Source organism: Antarctobacter heliothermus (assembly GCF_900188425.1).
Lineage (GTDB): Bacteria > Pseudomonadota > Alphaproteobacteria > Rhodobacterales > Rhodobacteraceae > Antarctobacter > Antarctobacter heliothermus.
Window position 1 is genome coordinate 1 of sequence record NZ_FZON01000007.1, and the last position, 16,784, is coordinate 16,784.

Annotated in this window: 16 protein-coding genes; 4 read left to right on the plus strand and 12 right to left on the minus strand. The window is 61.2% G+C overall.

What is annotated here, in order from left to right:
- The 4 genes from tnpA to CHB90_RS05350 form a co-directional block, all read right to left on the minus strand.
- Window positions 1–299, minus strand: a 299-nt coding sequence (tnpA, locus tag CHB90_RS05335; RefSeq protein ID WP_141135805.1) for an IS66-like element accessory protein TnpA, incomplete at its 3' end; no start/stop codon positions are given.
- Window positions 300–358: 59 nt separating this feature from the next.
- Window positions 359–808, minus strand: a complete 450-nt coding sequence (locus tag CHB90_RS05340; RefSeq protein ID WP_089276830.1) for a phasin, PhaP — start codon at window positions 806–808, stop codon at window positions 359–361.
- Between the two features lie 251 nt (window positions 809–1,059).
- Window positions 1,060–1,509 (minus strand): phasin, PhaP, encoded by a 450-nt coding sequence (locus CHB90_RS05345; protein WP_089276831.1) that lies wholly within the window; start codon window positions 1,507–1,509, stop codon window positions 1,060–1,062.
- Between the two features lie 122 nt (window positions 1,510–1,631).
- A complete protein-coding gene (locus CHB90_RS05350; RefSeq protein ID WP_089276832.1) occupies window positions 1,632–3,434 on the minus strand; it encodes a PHA/PHB synthase family protein in 1,803 nt (600 codons plus the stop codon).
- Between the two features lie 134 nt (window positions 3,435–3,568).
- On the opposite strand from CHB90_RS05350, the gene phaZ reads away from it, so the two are divergent.
- A complete protein-coding gene (gene phaZ, locus CHB90_RS05355) occupies window positions 3,569–4,846 on the plus strand; it encodes a polyhydroxyalkanoate depolymerase (RefSeq protein WP_089276833.1) in 1,278 nt (425 codons plus the stop codon).
- A gap of 186 nt (window positions 4,847–5,032) precedes the next feature.
- Here phaZ and CHB90_RS05360 read toward each other — a convergent pair whose 3' ends face one another.
- From CHB90_RS05360 to CHB90_RS05380, 5 genes are all read right to left on the minus strand, one after another.
- Window positions 5,033–5,572, minus strand: coding sequence for an adenine phosphoribosyltransferase (locus CHB90_RS05360; RefSeq protein WP_089276834.1), 540 nt, complete (start codon window positions 5,570–5,572; stop codon window positions 5,033–5,035).
- A 144-nt stretch (window positions 5,573–5,716) separates the two neighbouring features.
- Window positions 5,717–6,337 carry a LysE family translocator gene (locus CHB90_RS05365; protein ID WP_089276835.1) on the minus strand — a complete coding sequence of 207 codons (621 nt, stop codon included), beginning with the start codon at window positions 6,335–6,337 and terminating at the stop codon, window positions 5,717–5,719.
- 3 nt (window positions 6,338–6,340) lie between these two features.
- Complete coding sequence (locus tag CHB90_RS05370) at window positions 6,341–7,021, minus strand: DUF2927 domain-containing protein (RefSeq protein WP_089276836.1); 681 nt, start codon at window positions 7,019–7,021, stop codon at window positions 6,341–6,343.
- 12 nt (window positions 7,022–7,033) lie between these two features.
- Window positions 7,034–7,927, minus strand: a complete 894-nt coding sequence (locus CHB90_RS05375; RefSeq protein ID WP_089276837.1) for an S-methyl-5'-thioadenosine phosphorylase — start codon at window positions 7,925–7,927, stop codon at window positions 7,034–7,036.
- Between the two features lie 75 nt (window positions 7,928–8,002).
- The gene (locus tag CHB90_RS05380; RefSeq protein WP_141135806.1) at window positions 8,003–9,214 is read right to left on the minus strand and encodes a WD40 repeat domain-containing protein; all 1,212 of its coding nucleotides are present in this window, start codon (window positions 9,212–9,214) and stop codon (window positions 8,003–8,005) included.
- A gap of 108 nt (window positions 9,215–9,322) precedes the next feature.
- Here CHB90_RS05380 and CHB90_RS05385 point away from each other — a divergent pair, with 108 nt between their 5' ends.
- On the plus strand, window positions 9,323–10,957 hold the full coding sequence (locus CHB90_RS05385) for a SulP family inorganic anion transporter (protein WP_089276839.1): 1,635 nt from the start codon (window positions 9,323–9,325) through the stop codon (window positions 10,955–10,957).
- A gap of 80 nt (window positions 10,958–11,037) precedes the next feature.
- Here CHB90_RS05385 and CHB90_RS05390 read toward each other — a convergent pair whose 3' ends face one another.
- Together CHB90_RS05390 and CHB90_RS05395 are read right to left on the minus strand one after the other, a co-directional pair.
- Entirely contained in the window at window positions 11,038–11,691 is a 654-nt protein-coding gene (locus CHB90_RS05390) for a CatB-related O-acetyltransferase (protein ID WP_089276840.1), read from the minus strand.
- A gap of 227 nt (window positions 11,692–11,918) precedes the next feature.
- Entirely contained in the window at window positions 11,919–12,524 is a 606-nt protein-coding gene (locus CHB90_RS05395; protein WP_089276841.1) for a flavin reductase family protein, read from the minus strand.
- Window positions 12,525–12,609: 85 nt separating this feature from the next.
- On the opposite strand from CHB90_RS05395, the gene CHB90_RS05400 reads away from it, so the two are divergent.
- Both CHB90_RS05400 and CHB90_RS05405 read left to right on the plus strand, forming a co-directional pair.
- Window positions 12,610–13,095: a GNAT family N-acetyltransferase gene (locus CHB90_RS05400; RefSeq protein WP_089276944.1), complete on the plus strand. Its 486-nt coding sequence runs from the start codon at window positions 12,610–12,612 to the stop codon at window positions 13,093–13,095.
- A 50-nt stretch (window positions 13,096–13,145) separates the two neighbouring features.
- Window positions 13,146–13,910: an EcsC family protein gene (locus CHB90_RS05405; RefSeq protein WP_245823171.1), complete on the plus strand. Its 765-nt coding sequence runs from the start codon at window positions 13,146–13,148 to the stop codon at window positions 13,908–13,910.
- Window positions 13,911–14,349: 439 nt separating this feature from the next.
- On the opposite strand, the gene ptsP is transcribed toward CHB90_RS05405, so the two are convergent.
- Window positions 14,350–16,599 (minus strand): phosphoenolpyruvate--protein phosphotransferase, encoded by a 2,250-nt coding sequence (gene ptsP / locus CHB90_RS05410; protein ID WP_089276842.1) that lies wholly within the window; start codon window positions 16,597–16,599, stop codon window positions 14,350–14,352.
- Window positions 16,600–16,784 lie beyond the last annotated feature (185 nt).

Below are 16,784 nucleotides of genomic sequence, written 5' to 3' on the forward strand. Positions count from 1 at the left end.
GAGGGATCAGGGGGATCAACCGGCCCGGGCCGAGAGGTCGGGACATCCTGCGTCACGGTCACCGGGGCGAAGGATACCGGGCGGGCCGCACCAAGCTCACCGTTTCGATACTGCCGACGCCAGATCGTCAACAGCGATCGGCAAATGCCATGCCGCCGCGCCGTGACCGAAACTTGCCGGTGGCCGACAAAACTTTCCTCGACAATCCGGAGCTTGTCCTTATCCGACCATCGCCGACGGCGAACGCCATCGGCCGCGGAGAGAACTTCGATTTGAGGGCGGTAAATGAAATCAGACATAAGGTCGGACTTATCATCGGATCGTAGCCGAAGTCAGACGGCCCCCGCCGGAGCCTCACTTACTTGGCGGCCGTGGTCGCTTTCTTGGCGGTCGCGGTAACTTCGTCGGTGGCTTTCTTGACTGCGGCGGACGCGTCCTGCGAGTAGTCCTTGCCAGCGGCCATCAACAGTTCGACGGTGTCCGCCTGTACCTTCTTGGCGATCTCGGCAAAGGTGCTTGCGTTTGCGGATGCGATCTCGGCCTGGGCGGTCGCGAAGTCGGACAGCGCCTTGGCGTAGTCGGCGGGCTCTGCCTTGGCTTTCGACATGTCGGCCATCTTGGCCAGCGTGTCCTTGGTCCAGTTTGCCGACAGCTCAGTCGACTTCTTGGCAGCGTCCAGCGCGACGTTGGACAGCTTTTCGCTCAGCGTTGCGGTTGTCTTGAACGCATCGTCCATGGCTTTGGTGTCCATCGGGAATGCACCCATCATGTCTTTCATCATGGCGGCGAAATCATCGTTCTTGGTCATTGGTCAGGTCCTTGTTTCTGTGAAGCCGGGGCGGCGTCTTGTACTGAGGAATACATGAATGCTGCAGTGCAGCATTTCAAGGGGAACCTCGGCGGTGCGTCAAAAAGTCAACAGAATTTCCGCAGGATTTCCGTTGGTCCACACGTTGATGCAAGCCAACAAAAAGGGGCAGGATCCGAAGATCCTGCCCCAGGACATTGCGCCTCGATTGGGAGGAGAGGGCGCAATTTCCGTTTCGGTCGAAACCGAAATTACTTGGCCGCGGCGGTTGCCTTCTTGGCGGTCGCGGTCATCTCGTCGGTGGCCTTTTTCACGGCGGCGGAGGCATCTTCGGAGAAGTCCTTGCCAGCAGCCATCAGCAGCTCGACGGTGTCCATCTGGACCTTCTTGGCGATCTCGGCGAATGCGGCCATGTTCTCGGCGGCAACTTCGGCCTGAGCCGATGCGAAGTCGGTCACGGCCTTGGCATAGTCAGCCGGCTCGGCTTTGGCTTTGGACATGTCTGCCAGTTTGGACAGAGTGCCTTTGGCCCAGGTTGCCGACAGTTCGGTCGATTTTTCGGCAGCTTCCAGTGCGACAGAGGACAGCTTTTCGTTCATGGTTGCGGTGGTCTTGAACGCGCCTTCCATGGCTTTCGTGTCGACGGGGAATGCGCCCATCATGTCTTTCATCATCGCGGTGAAGTCCTGGGTCTGTGCCATTATGATCAATCCTTGTCTCTTGCTCATCCGGGCCTACCCCGGCGTTAGCAGCTGACATGAATATGCATGCTGCGGCGCAGCAATTCAAGTGAAATTCTGCGCCGCAGCATGTGGCCCGCAAGTTATTGAATTTGTTTTGCTGCCTTGATCTTCACATAGGTGCCGGGGGCTGGACAGATCGGTTCATAGGCCGAATCACCCGGAATGCGGGCAGGTACTTTCTTGCCCGACCGCTTCTTCAGCCAGTCTTCCCAGTGCGGCCACCAAGAGCCTTCGCGGAAGTCAGCCGTCTTTGTCCAGGTGTCGAAATCCAGGCTCAGGTCGTCATGGACAAAGTGCCCGTACTTGCCTTTGGACGGCGGGTTGACGATGCCGGCGATGTGGCCGGACTGCCCCATGACAAACTGCTTGGAACGCGACCCCATCAACTGCACGCCCCGGTAAACGTCGCGTGCAGCGGCGATGTGGTCCGACTCTGCTGCGATGGACATGACCGGAACATCCACATCCTTGACGCTCAGCTTTTCGCCGAACATCTCGAACGTGCCTTCGGCAAATTCGTTGCGCTGACACAGACCGCGCAGATACTGCGTGAACATCAGGCCGGGCAGATTGGCGCCGTCGCCGTTCCAGTAGAGCAGGTCAAAGGCAGGTGGCGTCTCACCCATCATATAAGACCGGATCGCAGGCCCATAGATCAGGTCGTTGGAGCGCAGGAACGAAAAGGTGCGCGCCATGATAAAGGACGGCAGGATGCCTTCCTGGTTGATTTCTTCTTCGATTCCGTCGGCAAAATCGTCTTGCAGGAACGGCGTGAATTCACCCTGATCGCTGAAGTCGGTGAGCGCCGTGAAAAAGGTGGCGGACCGCACGGATTTGTCGCCGCGCTTTTTCATCAAAGACAGGGTCAGACACAGCGTCGTACCGGCGATGCAGTAGCCAACGGCATTCACCTTGGGGACGTCGCAAACATCTTTGGCAATCTCGATCGCCTTCAGGAACCCCTCTTCGACATAGGCCTCCAACCCGACATCGCGATACTTGGCGTCGGGGTTGATCCAGCTGACGACAAACAGGGTGTACCCCTGATCGACGACCCAACGGATCATGCTGTTCTGGGGTTTGAGGTCGAGGATGTAAAACTTGTTGATCCAGGGCGGAAACAGAACCACCGGGGTTTCCTGAACCTGCTCGGTGGTGGGGTTGTACTGGATCACTTCCATCATGCGGTTGCGATAGATCACTTCGCCCCGGGCCGTGGCGATGTTCTCACCAATCTCAAAGGCGTTCTCATCCGCCAGACGCACCACCAATTCACCGTTGTTGGCCTCAAGGTCGGCGACAAGATTTTCGAGTCCGCGCACAAGGCTTTCGCCCTCTGTCTCGACCGCCTTCATCAGCGCATCAGGGTTGGTCGCCAGAAAGTTTGTCGGCGCGAACATGTCGACGATCTGCTGGCTGAAGTAGCGCAGACGGCGCTTTTCCTTTTCGTCCATGTCCTCGATCGCATCGACGGCCTGATGGATGGCATCGGCGTTGATGAGATACTGTTGCTTGACGTAGTTGAAATAGGGATGACTGTCCCAGAGCGGGTTTTTGAAGCGTTTGTCGCTGGGCCCCGAATCCTGCGGCGCTTCCAACTTGCCGCGGGCCAGTTGTTGCTGGGCCTCGACAAACGTGGTGACGGTCTTGCCCCAGAAACTGACTTGTTGTTCGATCAGCTTGGCGGGGTTGTTCACCCATTCCTGCGCATAGGCCTGCACGGCCTTGGCATACAGCGCGCTGTCAGGGCCGCTCAGCGCCTGTGGCGTTGGATGGCGGCGGGTAAGAGCCGAAACGAGTCGCTTGCTGAGCTCTTCCACTCGATCAAGGTTCTCCTCCAGCCGCGCACGGCTTTCGCCTGCGGCAACCTCGTTTATTGTCATTGGAACTAAATCCCCCTATCCTTCGCAGTTGCAGAAACTACCGTCGTGGGTTTCGGGGGGCAAAGCGACGAATTGGCTCGGGCTTGGGTGTGCGGATCCCCGCTGACCCCGCGAAACGAAAAGGAGCAGCCGTCGTGCGCTACATGGCCACCTACGACCTGATGGAAAGCATCCGCAACACGAATGCCTGGATGGGCGCGACAGCGCGCACGCTTGCATCTTATCCGATTTTCTCGGCTGTTCCCAACCCGGCGTTGACCTGGATGGCAGCCTGGGGTGCCGTGACCGAACGGACCTTTGAACGCATGGTGGTCAAGCCCGACTGGGGTATCCACACCTTCACCTGCGAAGACGGCAAGGATCATCTTGTCGACATCGCCACGGTGGTGGAAAAACCCTTTGGCAACCTTATACATTTCAACGTCTCCGGTCGTGTCGAACAGCCGCGCAAGATCCTGTTGGTGGCCCCCATGTCGGGCCACTATGCCACGCTTTTGCGCTCAACCGTCAAGTCGCTCATCGTAAATTGCGAAGTCTACGTCACCGACTGGCATAACGCGCGCGACATTCCGGTGAGCTGCGGCAAGTTCGATATTGAGGATTATACCCTCTACTTGATGGACTTCATGCGCCATATGGGGCCGGACACCCATGTGATCGCGGTGTGCCAACCCGCGCCGCTGACGCTGGCGGCCACCGCCTATCTGGCCGAACTGGACCCCGACGCGCAGCCACGCACGCTGACCCTGATCGGGGGGCCGATCGACCCTGACGCCACGCCGACAGATGTGACCGACTTTGGCCGCCGCGTCACGATGGGTCAGCTGGAAGAGACGATGATTCAGCGCGTCGGCTTCAGTTGCAAAGGTGTGGGACGGATGGTTTATCCCGGCCTGTTGCAACTGGCATCGTTCATGTCGATGAACGCAGAACGTCACTCCGCCGCGTTCCAGGAACAGATCGGTCGCGTGTCCAGGGGCGAAGCGTCGGATCATGACGCGCACAACCGATTCTACGACGAATACCTTGCCGTGATGGATATGCCGGCAGAATTCTATCTGTCGACGGTTGAGCGGATCTTCAAGAACGGTGAAATCGCCAAGAACGAATTCATCGTGGATGGTCACAAGGTCGATATTGGTGCGATCACAAAGGTTGCGGTCAAGACCGTCGAGGGCTCCAAGGACGACATTTCAGCCCCCGGCCAGTGCGTCGCGGCGCTGGATCTGTGCACCGGCCTTCCGGATGAGAAAAAGGCCAGCCATCTGGAGCCGGGTGCCGGACACTACGGTATCTTTGCGGGCAAGAGTTGGCGCAACAATATCCGGCCGCTGGTGCTGGATTTCATCGATGCCAATTCCGGTCAGGAAAAACCCGGCCCGGTTGCCGTCAATCTGGCCGATCACCGCTGATCCGACCGTGATCCATTGGTGCGCGCCTTGCGGCGCGCGCCTTTCATGTCGTCCTTGCGCGCCAAGCGCGCCGTCCTCCGGTCTGGCGCTGTTGTCGATAGGGGCGGGGGAATAAACGCTGAAATGAAAAAAGGCCGGCATCCGTTGATGTCCGGCCTTTTGTTTTGTCGAAATGGTTGCCTGCTGTCAGGCCCCGTCAAAGGTGCAGAGGGCGTGGACGTCCATATCCATAGCCTCAAGCCGCGTGCGCCCGCCCAGTTCGGGCAGATCAATCACAAAGGCGCATCCGATGATCTCACCACCCAGCCGCTCGACCAGCTTGATTCCGGCCTCTGCTGTGCCGCCCGTGGCCAGCAGATCGTCCACCAGAAGCACCTTCTCTCCCGCCTCGATTGCGTCGTCGTGGATTTCCACAACGGCCTCGCCATACTCCAGCTGATATTCCTCGGAGATCACAGCACCCGGCAGTTTGCCTTTCTTGCGGATCGGAACAAAGCCGGTGGACAATTGGTGCGCCACGGCACCGCCCAGGATAAAGCCGCGCGCCTCCAGCCCCACGACCTTGTCGAACCGCACGCCCGCGTAGGGGTGCAGCAACTGGTCAATCGCCATGCGGAACCCGCGCGGATCAGCGAACAGTGTGGTCACATCGCGGAACATGATCCCCTCGTGCGGGAAGTCGACGATGGTCCGGATGTAGTCCTTTATTTCGGTCTTGCGCGGCATGGGTACTCCTCAGACAAACGCCGCACTTGCGGTAGCGCGGGATGGGGCGCGTTGGCAAGCCTTCAGGCTGCGGCGGCCCAGCTCGGACCATTGGCCGCAAGAAAAGATCGCAATGCGGCGGTCCGAAAGGACCGCTTTGTCGCCTCAGGCGCGGCGCAGAGTGGCGGTGAGCACACCCATGCCGATCAGCGTGGCACCGCCTGCACGGGTGAGTGTGGTCAGAATGGACGGGCGTGAAATGACTCGCCGCAGCCGGTCGGCGGCCAGCGCATAGGCCAGTGCGTTGAGTGCGGCGAGGGTGACGAAGGTGGTCACAAGAACGGCAAACTGCGGCAACAGCGGCGAACCCGGTGTCACAAACTGCGGCACAAAGGCGACGAAAAAGGCGATGCTTTTGGGGTTGAGCGCGGTCACCGCGAGATTGTGCGCATAGACCCCGCGCGCCGTGATCTGTGTTTCTGGCAGGGTCAGCCCCTTGCTGGGGGCGGAGCGGATCAGTTTTATCCCAAGCCAGACCAAATAGGCCGCGCCAACCCATTTCAGGACCGTGAACAGCGTTGCGGAGGCGGCGACCAACGCGCCCAATCCGGCCAGCGACAGGCTCATGGCGATGAAATCGCCGCTGGCGACACCGGCGGCGGAGGCGACCGCCACCGACCGCCCCTTGCTCAGGGCATAGGACAGCACCAGCAGGACGGTCGGACCCGGGATCAGCAGCAGCGCGGTCGATGCGGCGACAAACGCCAGCCAGAAGTTGAGGTCCATATCTTACTCCTGTGGCGGATAGTGGCGGCGCAGGGCCATCAGGTCTTGTGGTCCCAGATCCTTGGATTCGTTGTCGTCCTGCGAAAAGATCGACTGGCCGAGGTAATCAGGGTTCCGAATATCGGTCAACAGGCCAAGCGCCTGCGTCAATTCCTCGATCATGGCGGATTCGTAGTGGCGAATGTGCAGGCGGGTGCCAAAGATGATCTTTGCGCGCTGGATTTCACCGGAGCCACTGCGCGACCAGACGATGACCCGCGCGCCAGTGACGGTCGCGCCATCGATCCCTTCAATGCCGGTGCCCTTGATGGGGGCATCGCCGTCGGTGTCGATCAGATAGATGCGAATGTCGGCCTCGGCGTCGGGGTCGACCTGCCGCAGGGTGATCGCGGTGTCCGCCCTGTTGATGAACTTGATCGCCCGCACAAGGGCAGCGCGGGCGCGGTTCTGCTTGCCGCCCAGAAAGGCGGGATCGACCTGCGTCAACTGCACGCGCAAGGGCCGTTCAACCGGCCATCGTACCATCGCCTTGCGGCACGCCGTGCCGGGCGGGGCGGCGCAGGCGACGAGGCGATAAAAGTCTTCGTCGCTGAGCTGGCCTTCGGTCTCAATATAGTCTTCGGCGCTTGCCGCCGTACAGGGCAGGGCAAGCACCGTAAGGCCAAGGAAAAGCGCGCGCAGCATCGTTCGGCGCGCTCAGGCGGCGCCCAGCATCCGGCCCGCCACCGCGTCCAGCTTGGCCAGCAAGGCGGGGTCGCGCTTTTCCGGGGCGGTGAGCAGCGCGTATTCCAGCGCACGGTCGCAGCCGTGGGGGCAGGGCGCGCGGTCAGCTCCTAGCAGCGCAGGCAGGCGACGGACCATCTCGCGGCCCTTGTCGGCGTTGCCGGTCAGGGTCTTGATGATGTCGGTGATGTCCACCGCGCCGTGATCGGGGTGCCAGCTGTCGTAGTCGGTGACCATGGCTATGGAGGCGTAGCAAAGCTCTGCTTCGCGGGCCAGCTTGGCCTCAGGCATGTTGGTCATGCCGATCACGTCGCAGCCCCAGACGTCGCGGTACATCTTGGATTCTGCCATGGTCGAGAACTGCGGCCCTTCCATTGCCAGATAGGTGCCGCCCTTGTGGACCGTGATCCCGGCGTCCTGCGCGGCGTTGTAGCAGGCATCGCCAAGGCGCGGGCAGGTGGGATGTGCGACAGAGACATGGGCCACGCAGCCCGCGCCGAAAAAGGACTTTTCCCGACCAAAGGTGCGGTCGATGAACTGATCGACCACGACAAAATCGCCCGGTGCCATCTCTTCGCGGAACGACCCGCAGGCCGAGGCAGAGATGACATCGGTGACACCAATGCGTTTCAGCGCGTCGATATTGGCGCGGTAGGGCACGGTGGTCGGGCTATGCACATGGCCGCGCCCGTGGCGCGGTAGAAAGGCCATCTTTACTCCATCCAGCGAGCCGGTCAGGATCTCGTCCGAGGGAGTGCCCCATGGGCTGTCCACGGCGCGCCATTCGGCCCCTTGCAGCCCGTCGATGTCATAGATGCCGGACCCGCCGATCACGGCGATCATGGTCTCTTTCGGGCTTTCGGTCATTGCGGCTCCTGCTTGGCTTTCGATCGTATTTAGCCACGGTGGATGAAGCGGCGCAACCGCCCCAACCGTGCGGCGTCAGTCCGCTATCGGAAGGCGGTAGATAAGGGCCGCGCGGCCTGTTTCTTCCCACTCAGGTCGCATCCGGTGTTCGATCAGAACCGTGTTGCGCGAAACGGCAAGGTTGATGCCAAAATAGGTACCCGGCGTTTCGGGGGTAAACGTCTCCAGCAAAGAGCCGGTCGCCGAATCGAACAAGAAGACATGCTCGTTGGTTCCATGGTCCGCACGAGCTCCGATCAAAAGCCGTTCATCCTGAAACGCCAGCGCGACCCCAAACCCCTCAATGCCGGGGTCCGGCGCCGGGAATCCAGCAACCGGGTCACCAGTGTTCAGATCGACCAACAGGGTACGATTCTCCACGCCCTTCTTTTGGGCCCGGTGGGTCGTCAACAGGCTGACAGCCAACTGGTCACCGTCCAAGGCAAAGCGACGAAAGAACCACTGCGATCCAGGCTCCAGTTCAAAGGCCGTGTCGATCAACGCGCCAGATTGAACGTCAAAGGCGTAGATAGCCGCGCGGGCGTCGGGGTTCCATCCGCCGCCCGACTGACTGACCAACAGCCGCCCTTTGGACAGAAAGATCTGTTTGCCAAATGCGGCGGTGTCTTGTGGATAGGGCGAATGGATGCGGTGTTTCAGGGCGCCTGTCCGAGCATCGTAAACCAAGACGCTGCCTATTTTCTTGTTGGACTCCCGACGACGGCTGTCGTCGCCGGGCATGGCTATCGCCACAATGTCGCCCTCTATGACGCACGCGTCGCCAAATCCCCAATTTCCGTTACCTGAATCTACTTTGGGCTTTGCAAACCGGACTGTCACAGCGCCGCTGTTGAGATCATACAACAGGCTTTCTTCCTGTTGGCGCGGTGCATCCCTAGTCCAAAAGGGAACGCCGTCCTGACAGATCAACGCCCGGTCGCCTTCCATTGTGATGGCATTGGCGAAAGGGCCGCTCCATCCCTCTGGTGCAAGCAAGGATCCGGTCTGCACCCCTGTCGCAGGATCAAGAATGACCACCTCACGACTGTTCGCGCGCAGGATACGGGTGGCGGAAACCGCGTATTGGTCTTTTTTGAGGGAGGGGACCGGCTGGGGGGGATGCGTTGCCACCAAAAGCGGGTCGGCGTGGATCGGAAGACCCAGCAGGCAAACAAACACGAACAACACAAACACGCGCATATAAAGTCCCTTCTTCAGTTGGTTGGACTCCTCCAGATCCCTTGGCACCAAGAGGGCGGCAATCTGGCAATGTTTGGGACAAAGGCCTGGACGGCGCGGACTGGCCTTTTACGCTGCATTGCAGTATGGGATTGTCGCGAACAAAAAGGACCCCCGATGAAGAAAGCTTTGCTGGCGCGTTTCGCCAATCGTGGCGAAATGCCCGATCTTTCCCTGATGCCGGACGAAAAACTGACGCCTGCCCGTTGGCGGATCGAACTGCTTGCCGGGTTGACCGTGGCCCTGGCGCTGGTGCCCGAGGCCGTGGCCTTTGCCTTTGTGGCGGGGGTTCATCCTCTGGTCGGGTTGTATGCGGCGTTTCTTGTCGGTCTGGTGACCGCGCTGATAGGCGGGCGTCCGGGCATGATCTCTGGCGCGACGGGGGCCTTGGCCGTGGTCATGGTGGCACTGGTCGCGCAGCACGGCGTTGAATACCTGTTCGCTACCGTGGTCCTGATGGGCATCCTGCAATTGATCGCGGGGGCGCTGCAATGGGGCAAGTTCATCCGGCTGGTGCCGCATCCGGTGATGCTGGGCTTTGTCAACGGGCTGGCGATCGTGATCTTTCTGGCCCAGTTGGGACAGTTCAAGGTGCCGGGATCAATGGAAAATACCGGACATGGCGTTGGCGGGGGCGAATGGCTGGCCGGGATGCCGTTGTACCTGATGCTGGGCCTAACGGGGCTGACTATGGCAATCATCTGGGTCATGCCCAAGATCAGCAAGGTGGTGCCTGCACCGCTGGTCGGTATTTTTGTGGTGGCCGCGCTGGTGATCGGCTTTGGGCTAGAGGTGCCGCGTGTGGGCGACCTTGCCTCGATCCAGGGCGGTCTGCCGGCTTTTCATTTTCCAGCTGTGCCTCTGAACCTCGAAACCTTTGAAATCATTCTGCCATATGCGGTCATCCTTGCTGCCATCGGATTGATTGAATCGCTGCTGACGCTGAACCTTGTGGGTGAGATGACCGGCAAGCGTGGCGGCGCCAGCCAAGAGTGCATGGCGCAGGGCGCGGCCAATGTGCTGACCGGGTTCTTTGGCGGCATGGGCGGCTGCGCCATGATCGGTCAGTCGATGATCAACGTGAAATCGGGCGCGCGGACGCGGGTTGCCGGGATCGCGGCGGCGCTGTTCCTGTTGATCTTCATCCTCTTCGCCTCGCCGTTGATTGAACTCATTCCGTTGGCAGCTCTGGTTGGTGTGATGTTCATGGTGGTGATCGGGACGTTCGCGTGGAACTCTCTGACCATCCTCACAAAAGTGCCGCTGATGGATGCTTTTGTCATTCTGTTGGTGACGGTTGTCACGGTAATGGAAGACCTTGCCGTCGCCGTTGTTGTGGGGGTGATCGTCTCGGCTCTGGCCTATGCGTGGAACAACGCGCGCCGGATTGACGCCCACACGCGCGAGTCGGCCACAGACCTTGGTGCCAAGGTCTACGAAATCCGTGGCCCACTGTTTTTCGGATCTTCCGAAGGATTTGGTGAGTTGTTCGACATCGAGAATGACCCTGAAACCGTGATCGTCGATTTCAAGGACAGCCGCGTGGTGGACCAGTCTGCCTTGCAGGCCATCGAGGCGCTCGCTGGCAAATATGAGGCGGCGGGCAAGCACATCAAACTGCGCCACCTCAGCCGGGACTGCCATAGATTGCTGAACAAGGCGGGACACCTGATGGTCGATAGCGACGATGACCCCGACTATGAGATCGCGGTCGATTACCATGTGCGAACAGGAATCTTGGGCGGGCACTGACACGCGCCTGTGTGAGGTCCATTCCGAGTATGACTTGAAAAGGGCGTCCTGCGGGACGCCCTTTTCGGTTTCCAATGCGTTCAGGTCGGCGCGAGTTTCGCCAGGGCGGCAATGTCGCCTGCCTCCAGCGCCGGACGGGCGGCGGCGACCTTCTCGGGCGGCCAATCCCACCAACCCAGCGCATTCAGCAGGGCGATTTCGTCGGGTGCAAAGCGCATTCTGACAACCTGCGCCGGATTTCCGGTGACGATGGCGTAGTCGGGGACAGTGCCACGCACCACCGATCCCGCGCCGACAATCACACCGTTGCCGATCGTTGCACCCGGCAGGATCAACGCTCCGTAGCCGATCCAGACATCGTGGCCGACCGTTGTGTTGCGGGTGTCTGGCTGAAAGCCCAACATGGTCTCCGGGTCGAAGACCGCAAAGGGAAAGGTGCTGATCCCGTTTGTCGCGTGGTTGGCGGAACTGCCGATAAAGCGGACGCCGTTTGCGATCTGGCCGTATTTGCCGATCGTCAGTTTTTCCTGACTGAAAGGAAACAGGTAGGGTGCCAGACGACCGGCCCAATCGTCGGGCGGGTCAAAGTCCGAGGCATAGGTGAAATCGCCAACCTCGAAACGCGGATGGTCGATGACGTTTTTCAGATTGACCGTGCCGCGATGCGGGCTGCCGTCAGGCAGGGTGATGGGGTAGGCCGAATCGGCCCCGGGCAGGGGGGAAGGGACGGGCATGATGCCTCCTTTGAACGCTGGAAATGTCAGGGGTTCAAAGGTGCTGGTCCATCGGTGCCTCCATTGATGTGCAGTCCAGATACCATGTCAGGCGGCAGTTTTCGAGGGGTTAGGACCATGAGGAAACGTATGGGAGATATGCAGGGGCAGCCAGAGCACCGGAATGGCGGAGGAGCGGGATCGCGATTCCCGTGGAAACATGACCCCGCCCCCCGTCGCGCGCGACGTTACTCCCCCGGTCGGCTCAGGCTGAACTTTTCCCGCACCACGGTGTAGTCGCGATAGCCCATGCGGCTGAGCGGATTGTAGCGCAGCACGTCAAAGATCCCGTCTACCAGACAATCGTCGCGCATATGGACGCCCGTGACCTCTCCGAAGACGGCGAAATTCGCCTCTCCGGGCAGTTGCACGATCTGGGTCAGCTTACATTCCAGGTTGGCGGGGGCGGCGGCGACGCGGGCGCAGTTGATGGTGTCGCACTCGGCCTTTTCGATTCCGGCGAGTTCAAATTCATCGACGCCCCGATCCCATGCGCCAGAGGTCTGGTTCATCACGTCTTTCATGGCGTATTCCACGATGTTGACGCAAAAGACCCCGGTGTCGCGGATCTGGGAGACGCTGTCCTTGGTGTCGCCGCGATCCTCCTTGGCGCTGGTCGAGGAAAACATCACCTGCGGCGGGAAATAGGCGACCGCGTTGAAAAAGCTGTAGGGGGCCAGATTGTCGTGCCCGTCGCTGCCACGGGTCGAGATCCAGCCGATGGGGCGCGGGGTCACTATGGCGTTGAACGGGTTGTGGGGCAGGCCGTGGCCGTCTTCGGGGCGATAGAACAAGGTGCATTCTCCTGTTTGCGCGGGCGTTTTCCGCGTGATACGCGGGTTTGCGCTGAAACGCACGGGGGTTGGAGGCACAGACGCGGTGTTCACACTTGCACAGGAAACGCCAGACGACTGGTGGGAGGTCGAAGCGCTGTTTGACTTGGCCTTTGCGCCGGGTCGGTCGGCGCTGTCTTCTTACCGGCTGCGTGACGACGTGCCCCCGGTTGCCGGGTTGTGCCGGTTGGCACGGGATGAGACGGGCACGCTGGGCGGCGCGATCCGCTATTGGCCAGTGCGGGTGGGGACGCATGACGCGCTGTTGCTGGGGCCGGTAGCGGTGCATCCCATTGCGCAGGGCGAGGGATTGGGCGCGGCGCTGATCCGCGACACGGCGGCGCGGGCGGCCGAGCAGGGCTATGCCCGTATCCTGCTGGTGGGGGACGCGCCCTACTACGGACGCTTTGGATTTGAGCGGCTTGAGGGGGTCGAGATGCCTCCGCCGACCAATCCGGACCGCATTCTGGGTCTGCCCTTGTCGCCCGGTGCCTGGGACGGTGTGACGGGTGAGGTGACGCGCGCAGCTTGATCGCGCGGGTCTGCGAACCCATCTTTCACCAGATCAGGGAGGGTTTTCGCGTGTCCGACACAAAACTGCCGGTAGAACAACATCAGACCGAAATCGCGGCGCTGGCCAAGCGTTACCGCGAGGCGGATTCGTTGGGAATGCAAGTGCTGTCGTTGATCGGTGGCCATGCGGGAAACCTGCTGGAACGACTGCCGGATGCCGCCAAGGACCGGCTGGAAGAGGCGACACGCCGCGCCTTGACGGCGGCGCTACACGCGGCGCAACGGTCGCGTGGGGTGGTGCCGGACCAGAAGCACTGGCTCAACACGGCGGTTGCCACCGCGATGGGGGCGGCCGGTGGATCGGGCGGGTTGCCCTCCGCATTGGCGGAATTGCCGGTCACGGTGACAGTATTGTTGCGGGCCATTCAAGGGGTTGCGGCGGATCACGGCTTTGACCCGTCCGACCCGGAGATTGCCCGCGAATGCCTGAGCGTCTTTGCCGTGGCTGGACCGATGGAAGAGGACGACAACGCCGAGATGGGGTTTCTGGCCGCACGGGTGGCGGTGACCGGATCGACGATTTACAGCCTGATTGCCCGGATCGCACCAAAGCTGTCGATTGCGATGGGGCAAAAGCTGGCCACCCAGACGGTGCCGGTGCTGGGCGCGGTGGCGGGGGCGGCGACCAACTATGCCTATACCAGCTATTACCAGCAGATGGCGCATGTGCATTTCGGCTTGCTGGCCCTGTCGCGCCGATCCCGCATCCCGCGAGAAGTGCTGGTGGCAGAACTGAAAAAGGAAATGGCCAAGGCGCGGTTAACGCTGAATTAAGCTTAACCGTGCTACCTGAGTCGTATCGGGGCGGAAAGCCTCGTAGCAAACCACCCGCCCCACGAGAGTGTCGGTCCTGATTTGGACCGGCCGGCAGCATCGGGGCAGGGGATCTGTTCGCGCAGAATGCGCGGGCGGCGCTCTGGCCAGAATGGTAGGGGCGAATGTGTGTAGACAGTCCTGAACCCGGTCGCTTGCCGAAGGCTGCGACCGGGTTTTTTCATGACCGGCACGGTCCGCTTTGGCCAAAGAAGATTCCTCGCTGCCCGACGCAGCTGCCCGACGCAGGCGCGGGGACAAGGGAGGCGTCTGGACACCGGCCTCCCGACCGGGTCACTAGGGGTGCGCTATTGCGCAGTAGACATGGTGGCAAGCCATGCAGCAGGCCGTTCCGGGTTGCCCACACGCCGGCTCACTGGCGCCGTTGCCAGCGGTCCGATCAGGCGTTGTCGCGCAGGTAGTCCATGACCGATTGCCGGACAGATTGTTCGCCGCGCAGCTTGGCCTCTTCGATCACGTCGCGCACTTCCTTCAGCGAATAGCGCATCAGCAGGCTTTTGACCGGGCCGACAGACGCGGGGCGCATCGACAATGACCGCAGGCCAATGGCGGCAAGGCACAGGGCCTCTATCGGGCGGCCAGCATCCTCGCCGCAGAAACTCAGCGGGGTTTTGGTGCTTTCGCAGCGTGCCACAATGTCGCCAATGAAACTCAGAAACGAGACGTTCAGCGTGTCATAGCGGCGCCGGACCATTTCGTTTTCGCGGTCGGCGGCAAAAAAGAACTGCTTGAGATCGTTGCCGCCGATCGACAGAAACTCCACTTCCTCAAAGAACCGCTGTGAGGCAAAGGCGAGGCTGGGCGTCTCCAGCATGGTGCCCACCTCCAACTTTTCCGGCACGGCGTGTCCCAGCCTGCGCTCACGGGCCAGAACCTTGCCCACTTCCTCGCGGGCGCGGGCATATTCCTCATACTGTGCGATGAAGGGAAACATGATCGTCAGGGGGCGGCCATTTGCGGCACGCACCAGCGCCTGCAACTGCATCCGCATGACCCCGGGACGATCCAGCGCCACACGGATCGCGCGCCAGCCCAGTGCCGGGTTCGGCTCATCCAGCGACTTCATGTAGGGAAGGACCTTGTCGGATCCGATGTCGAGGGTGCGAAAGATCACGCGCTTGCCCTTGGCGGCGTCCAGCACGCGGGTGTAGAGGTCTGCCAGTTCAGTCCGCCTTGGCATCTTGTTGCGGATCAGGAATTGCAATTCCGTGCGGAACAGTCCGACGCCCTCGGCGCCGGAATCTTCCAAAGAGGGCAGATCGGCCATCAGACCCGCGTTCATCATCAGGTTCATCCGCACGCCGTCGGCGCTGACGCAGGGGGTGTCGCGGATAGAGCCATAGCGTTCCTGCGCCTTGGCCTGCATCTCCATCTTGTCGCGAAAGGCGCTGACCACGGTCTCATCGGGGCGCAGGTGGACCACACCTTGATCGCCGTCGACAAGGATCTGGTCGCCGTTCAGCGCCTCGTTGGTGATGCGTTCGGCGTGGATCACCAGCGGAATGGCCAGTGCACGGGCCACAATGGCGGCATGGCTGCCGACGGACCCCTCTTCGAGCACCACGCCCTTGAGCTTGCGGTTGTATTCCAGCAATTCGGCCGGGCCGATGTTGCGGGCGATCAGGATCGGGTTCTCGGGCAGTTCTGCGCCGGTCTGGCGGCCCTGTCCGGTGAGGATGCGCAGCAGGCGGTTCGACAGGTCGTCAAGGTCGTGCAGACGTTCGCGCAGGTAAGCGTCGTTGACCTGCGCCATGCGGGCGCGGGCGGTGCTTTGTTCCTTTTCCACGGCGGCCTCGGCCGACAGGCCGCGGGCGATGTCCTCTTCCATGCGGCGCATCCAGCCCTTGGAATTGGCGAACATGCGGTACGCCTCCAGCACTTGAATGTGTTCGCCTTCCGCACTTTCGCCCCCCGCGCCGGCCAACATTTGATCAACGGACACGCGCAACTGATCGACAGCCGCATTCAGGCGTTTGAGTTCGGAGTCGGGATCGTCAGAGACCAGGTTGGTGACCACGACGCGCGGTTCGTGCAACCAGGCATTGCCCATCGCGCTGCCCTCTTGTCCGGTGCCGCCCCGGAACAGCATCGACTGGGTGTGCCGCGCCTTGAGCGCCGCGCCCTCTCCGACAAAGGCCCCAAGTTCGGACATTTCCGCCAGCACCATGGCGACGACTTCCAGCGCGTAAACCTCGTCGGAGGTGAACTGACGGACCTGTTTCGACTGAACCACCAGCACCCCCAGCTTGGAGCCGAGCCGCTGGATCGGAACACCGAGAAAGCTGGAATAGATCTCTTCGCCGGTTTCGGGCATGTAGCGAAAGCCGCGTTCTTTTGGCGCATCGGCGCTGTTGATGGTCTTGCCGGTCCGCGCGACGCGACCGACCAGACCCTCACCCAGCTTCATGCGGGTCTGATGGACGGCCTCCGGTTTTAGACCCTGCGTTGCGCAAAGCTCCAGCGTTTCAGGATCGCGGAAAAGGTAGATCGAACAGACCTCTGTGCCCATCGAATCCGCGGTCAGATGGGTGATCTTGTCCAGCCGCGCCTGACCGGCAGCGTCTTCGGCCATCGTGTCGCGCAAGCGGCCAAGCAGCTTGCGGCTTTCCGATTCGGTGTTTGTCGGCATGGGTTTGCCCCCCGCGCGTCCCCGGTGGATGCGATCCGCAGGAATAGAGCAATCGGGCGCACAAGGGAAACCGCTTTTCGTCATGGCGGGATCAAATTTCCCGTTATGCGGGTATCAAATGCAGGTTGATCCGATCAGAGACGGCCAAATGCCGGGCATCCGGTGCCCGGCATGGCCCTGTCATC

What these genes read in the sequence shown, in the direction of transcription:
- CHB90_RS05370 (WP_089276836.1), bottom strand. Translation starts at nt 7,021, where the DNA reads ATGCTGCGCGCGCTTTTCCTTGGCCTTACGGTGCTTGCCCTGCCCTGT.
- CHB90_RS05365 (WP_089276835.1), bottom strand. Translation starts at nt 6,337, where the DNA reads ATGGACCTCAACTTCTGGCTGGCGTTTGTCGCCGCATCGACCGCGCTG.
- CHB90_RS05390 (WP_089276840.1), bottom strand. Translation starts at nt 11,691, where the DNA reads ATGCCCGTCCCTTCCCCCCTGCCCGGGGCCGATTCGGCCTACCCCATC.
- ptsP (WP_089276842.1), bottom strand. Translation starts at nt 16,599, where the DNA reads ATGCCGACAAACACCGAATCGGAAAGCCGCAAGCTGCTTGGCCGCTTG.
- CHB90_RS05360 (WP_089276834.1), bottom strand. Translation starts at nt 5,572, where the DNA reads ATGCCGCGCAAGACCGAAATAAAGGACTACATCCGGACCATCGTCGAC.
- CHB90_RS05350 (WP_089276832.1), bottom strand. Translation starts at nt 3,434, where the DNA reads ATGACAATAAACGAGGTTGCCGCAGGCGAAAGCCGTGCGCGGCTGGAG.
- CHB90_RS05345 (WP_089276831.1), bottom strand. Translation starts at nt 1,509, where the DNA reads ATGGCACAGACCCAGGACTTCACCGCGATGATGAAAGACATGATGGGC.
- CHB90_RS05340 (WP_089276830.1), bottom strand. Translation starts at nt 808, where the DNA reads ATGACCAAGAACGATGATTTCGCCGCCATGATGAAAGACATGATGGGT.
- CHB90_RS05385 (WP_089276839.1), top strand. Translation starts at nt 9,323, where the DNA reads ATGAAGAAAGCTTTGCTGGCGCGTTTCGCCAATCGTGGCGAAATGCCC.
- CHB90_RS05375 (WP_089276837.1), bottom strand. Translation starts at nt 7,927, where the DNA reads ATGACCGAAAGCCCGAAAGAGACCATGATCGCCGTGATCGGCGGGTCC.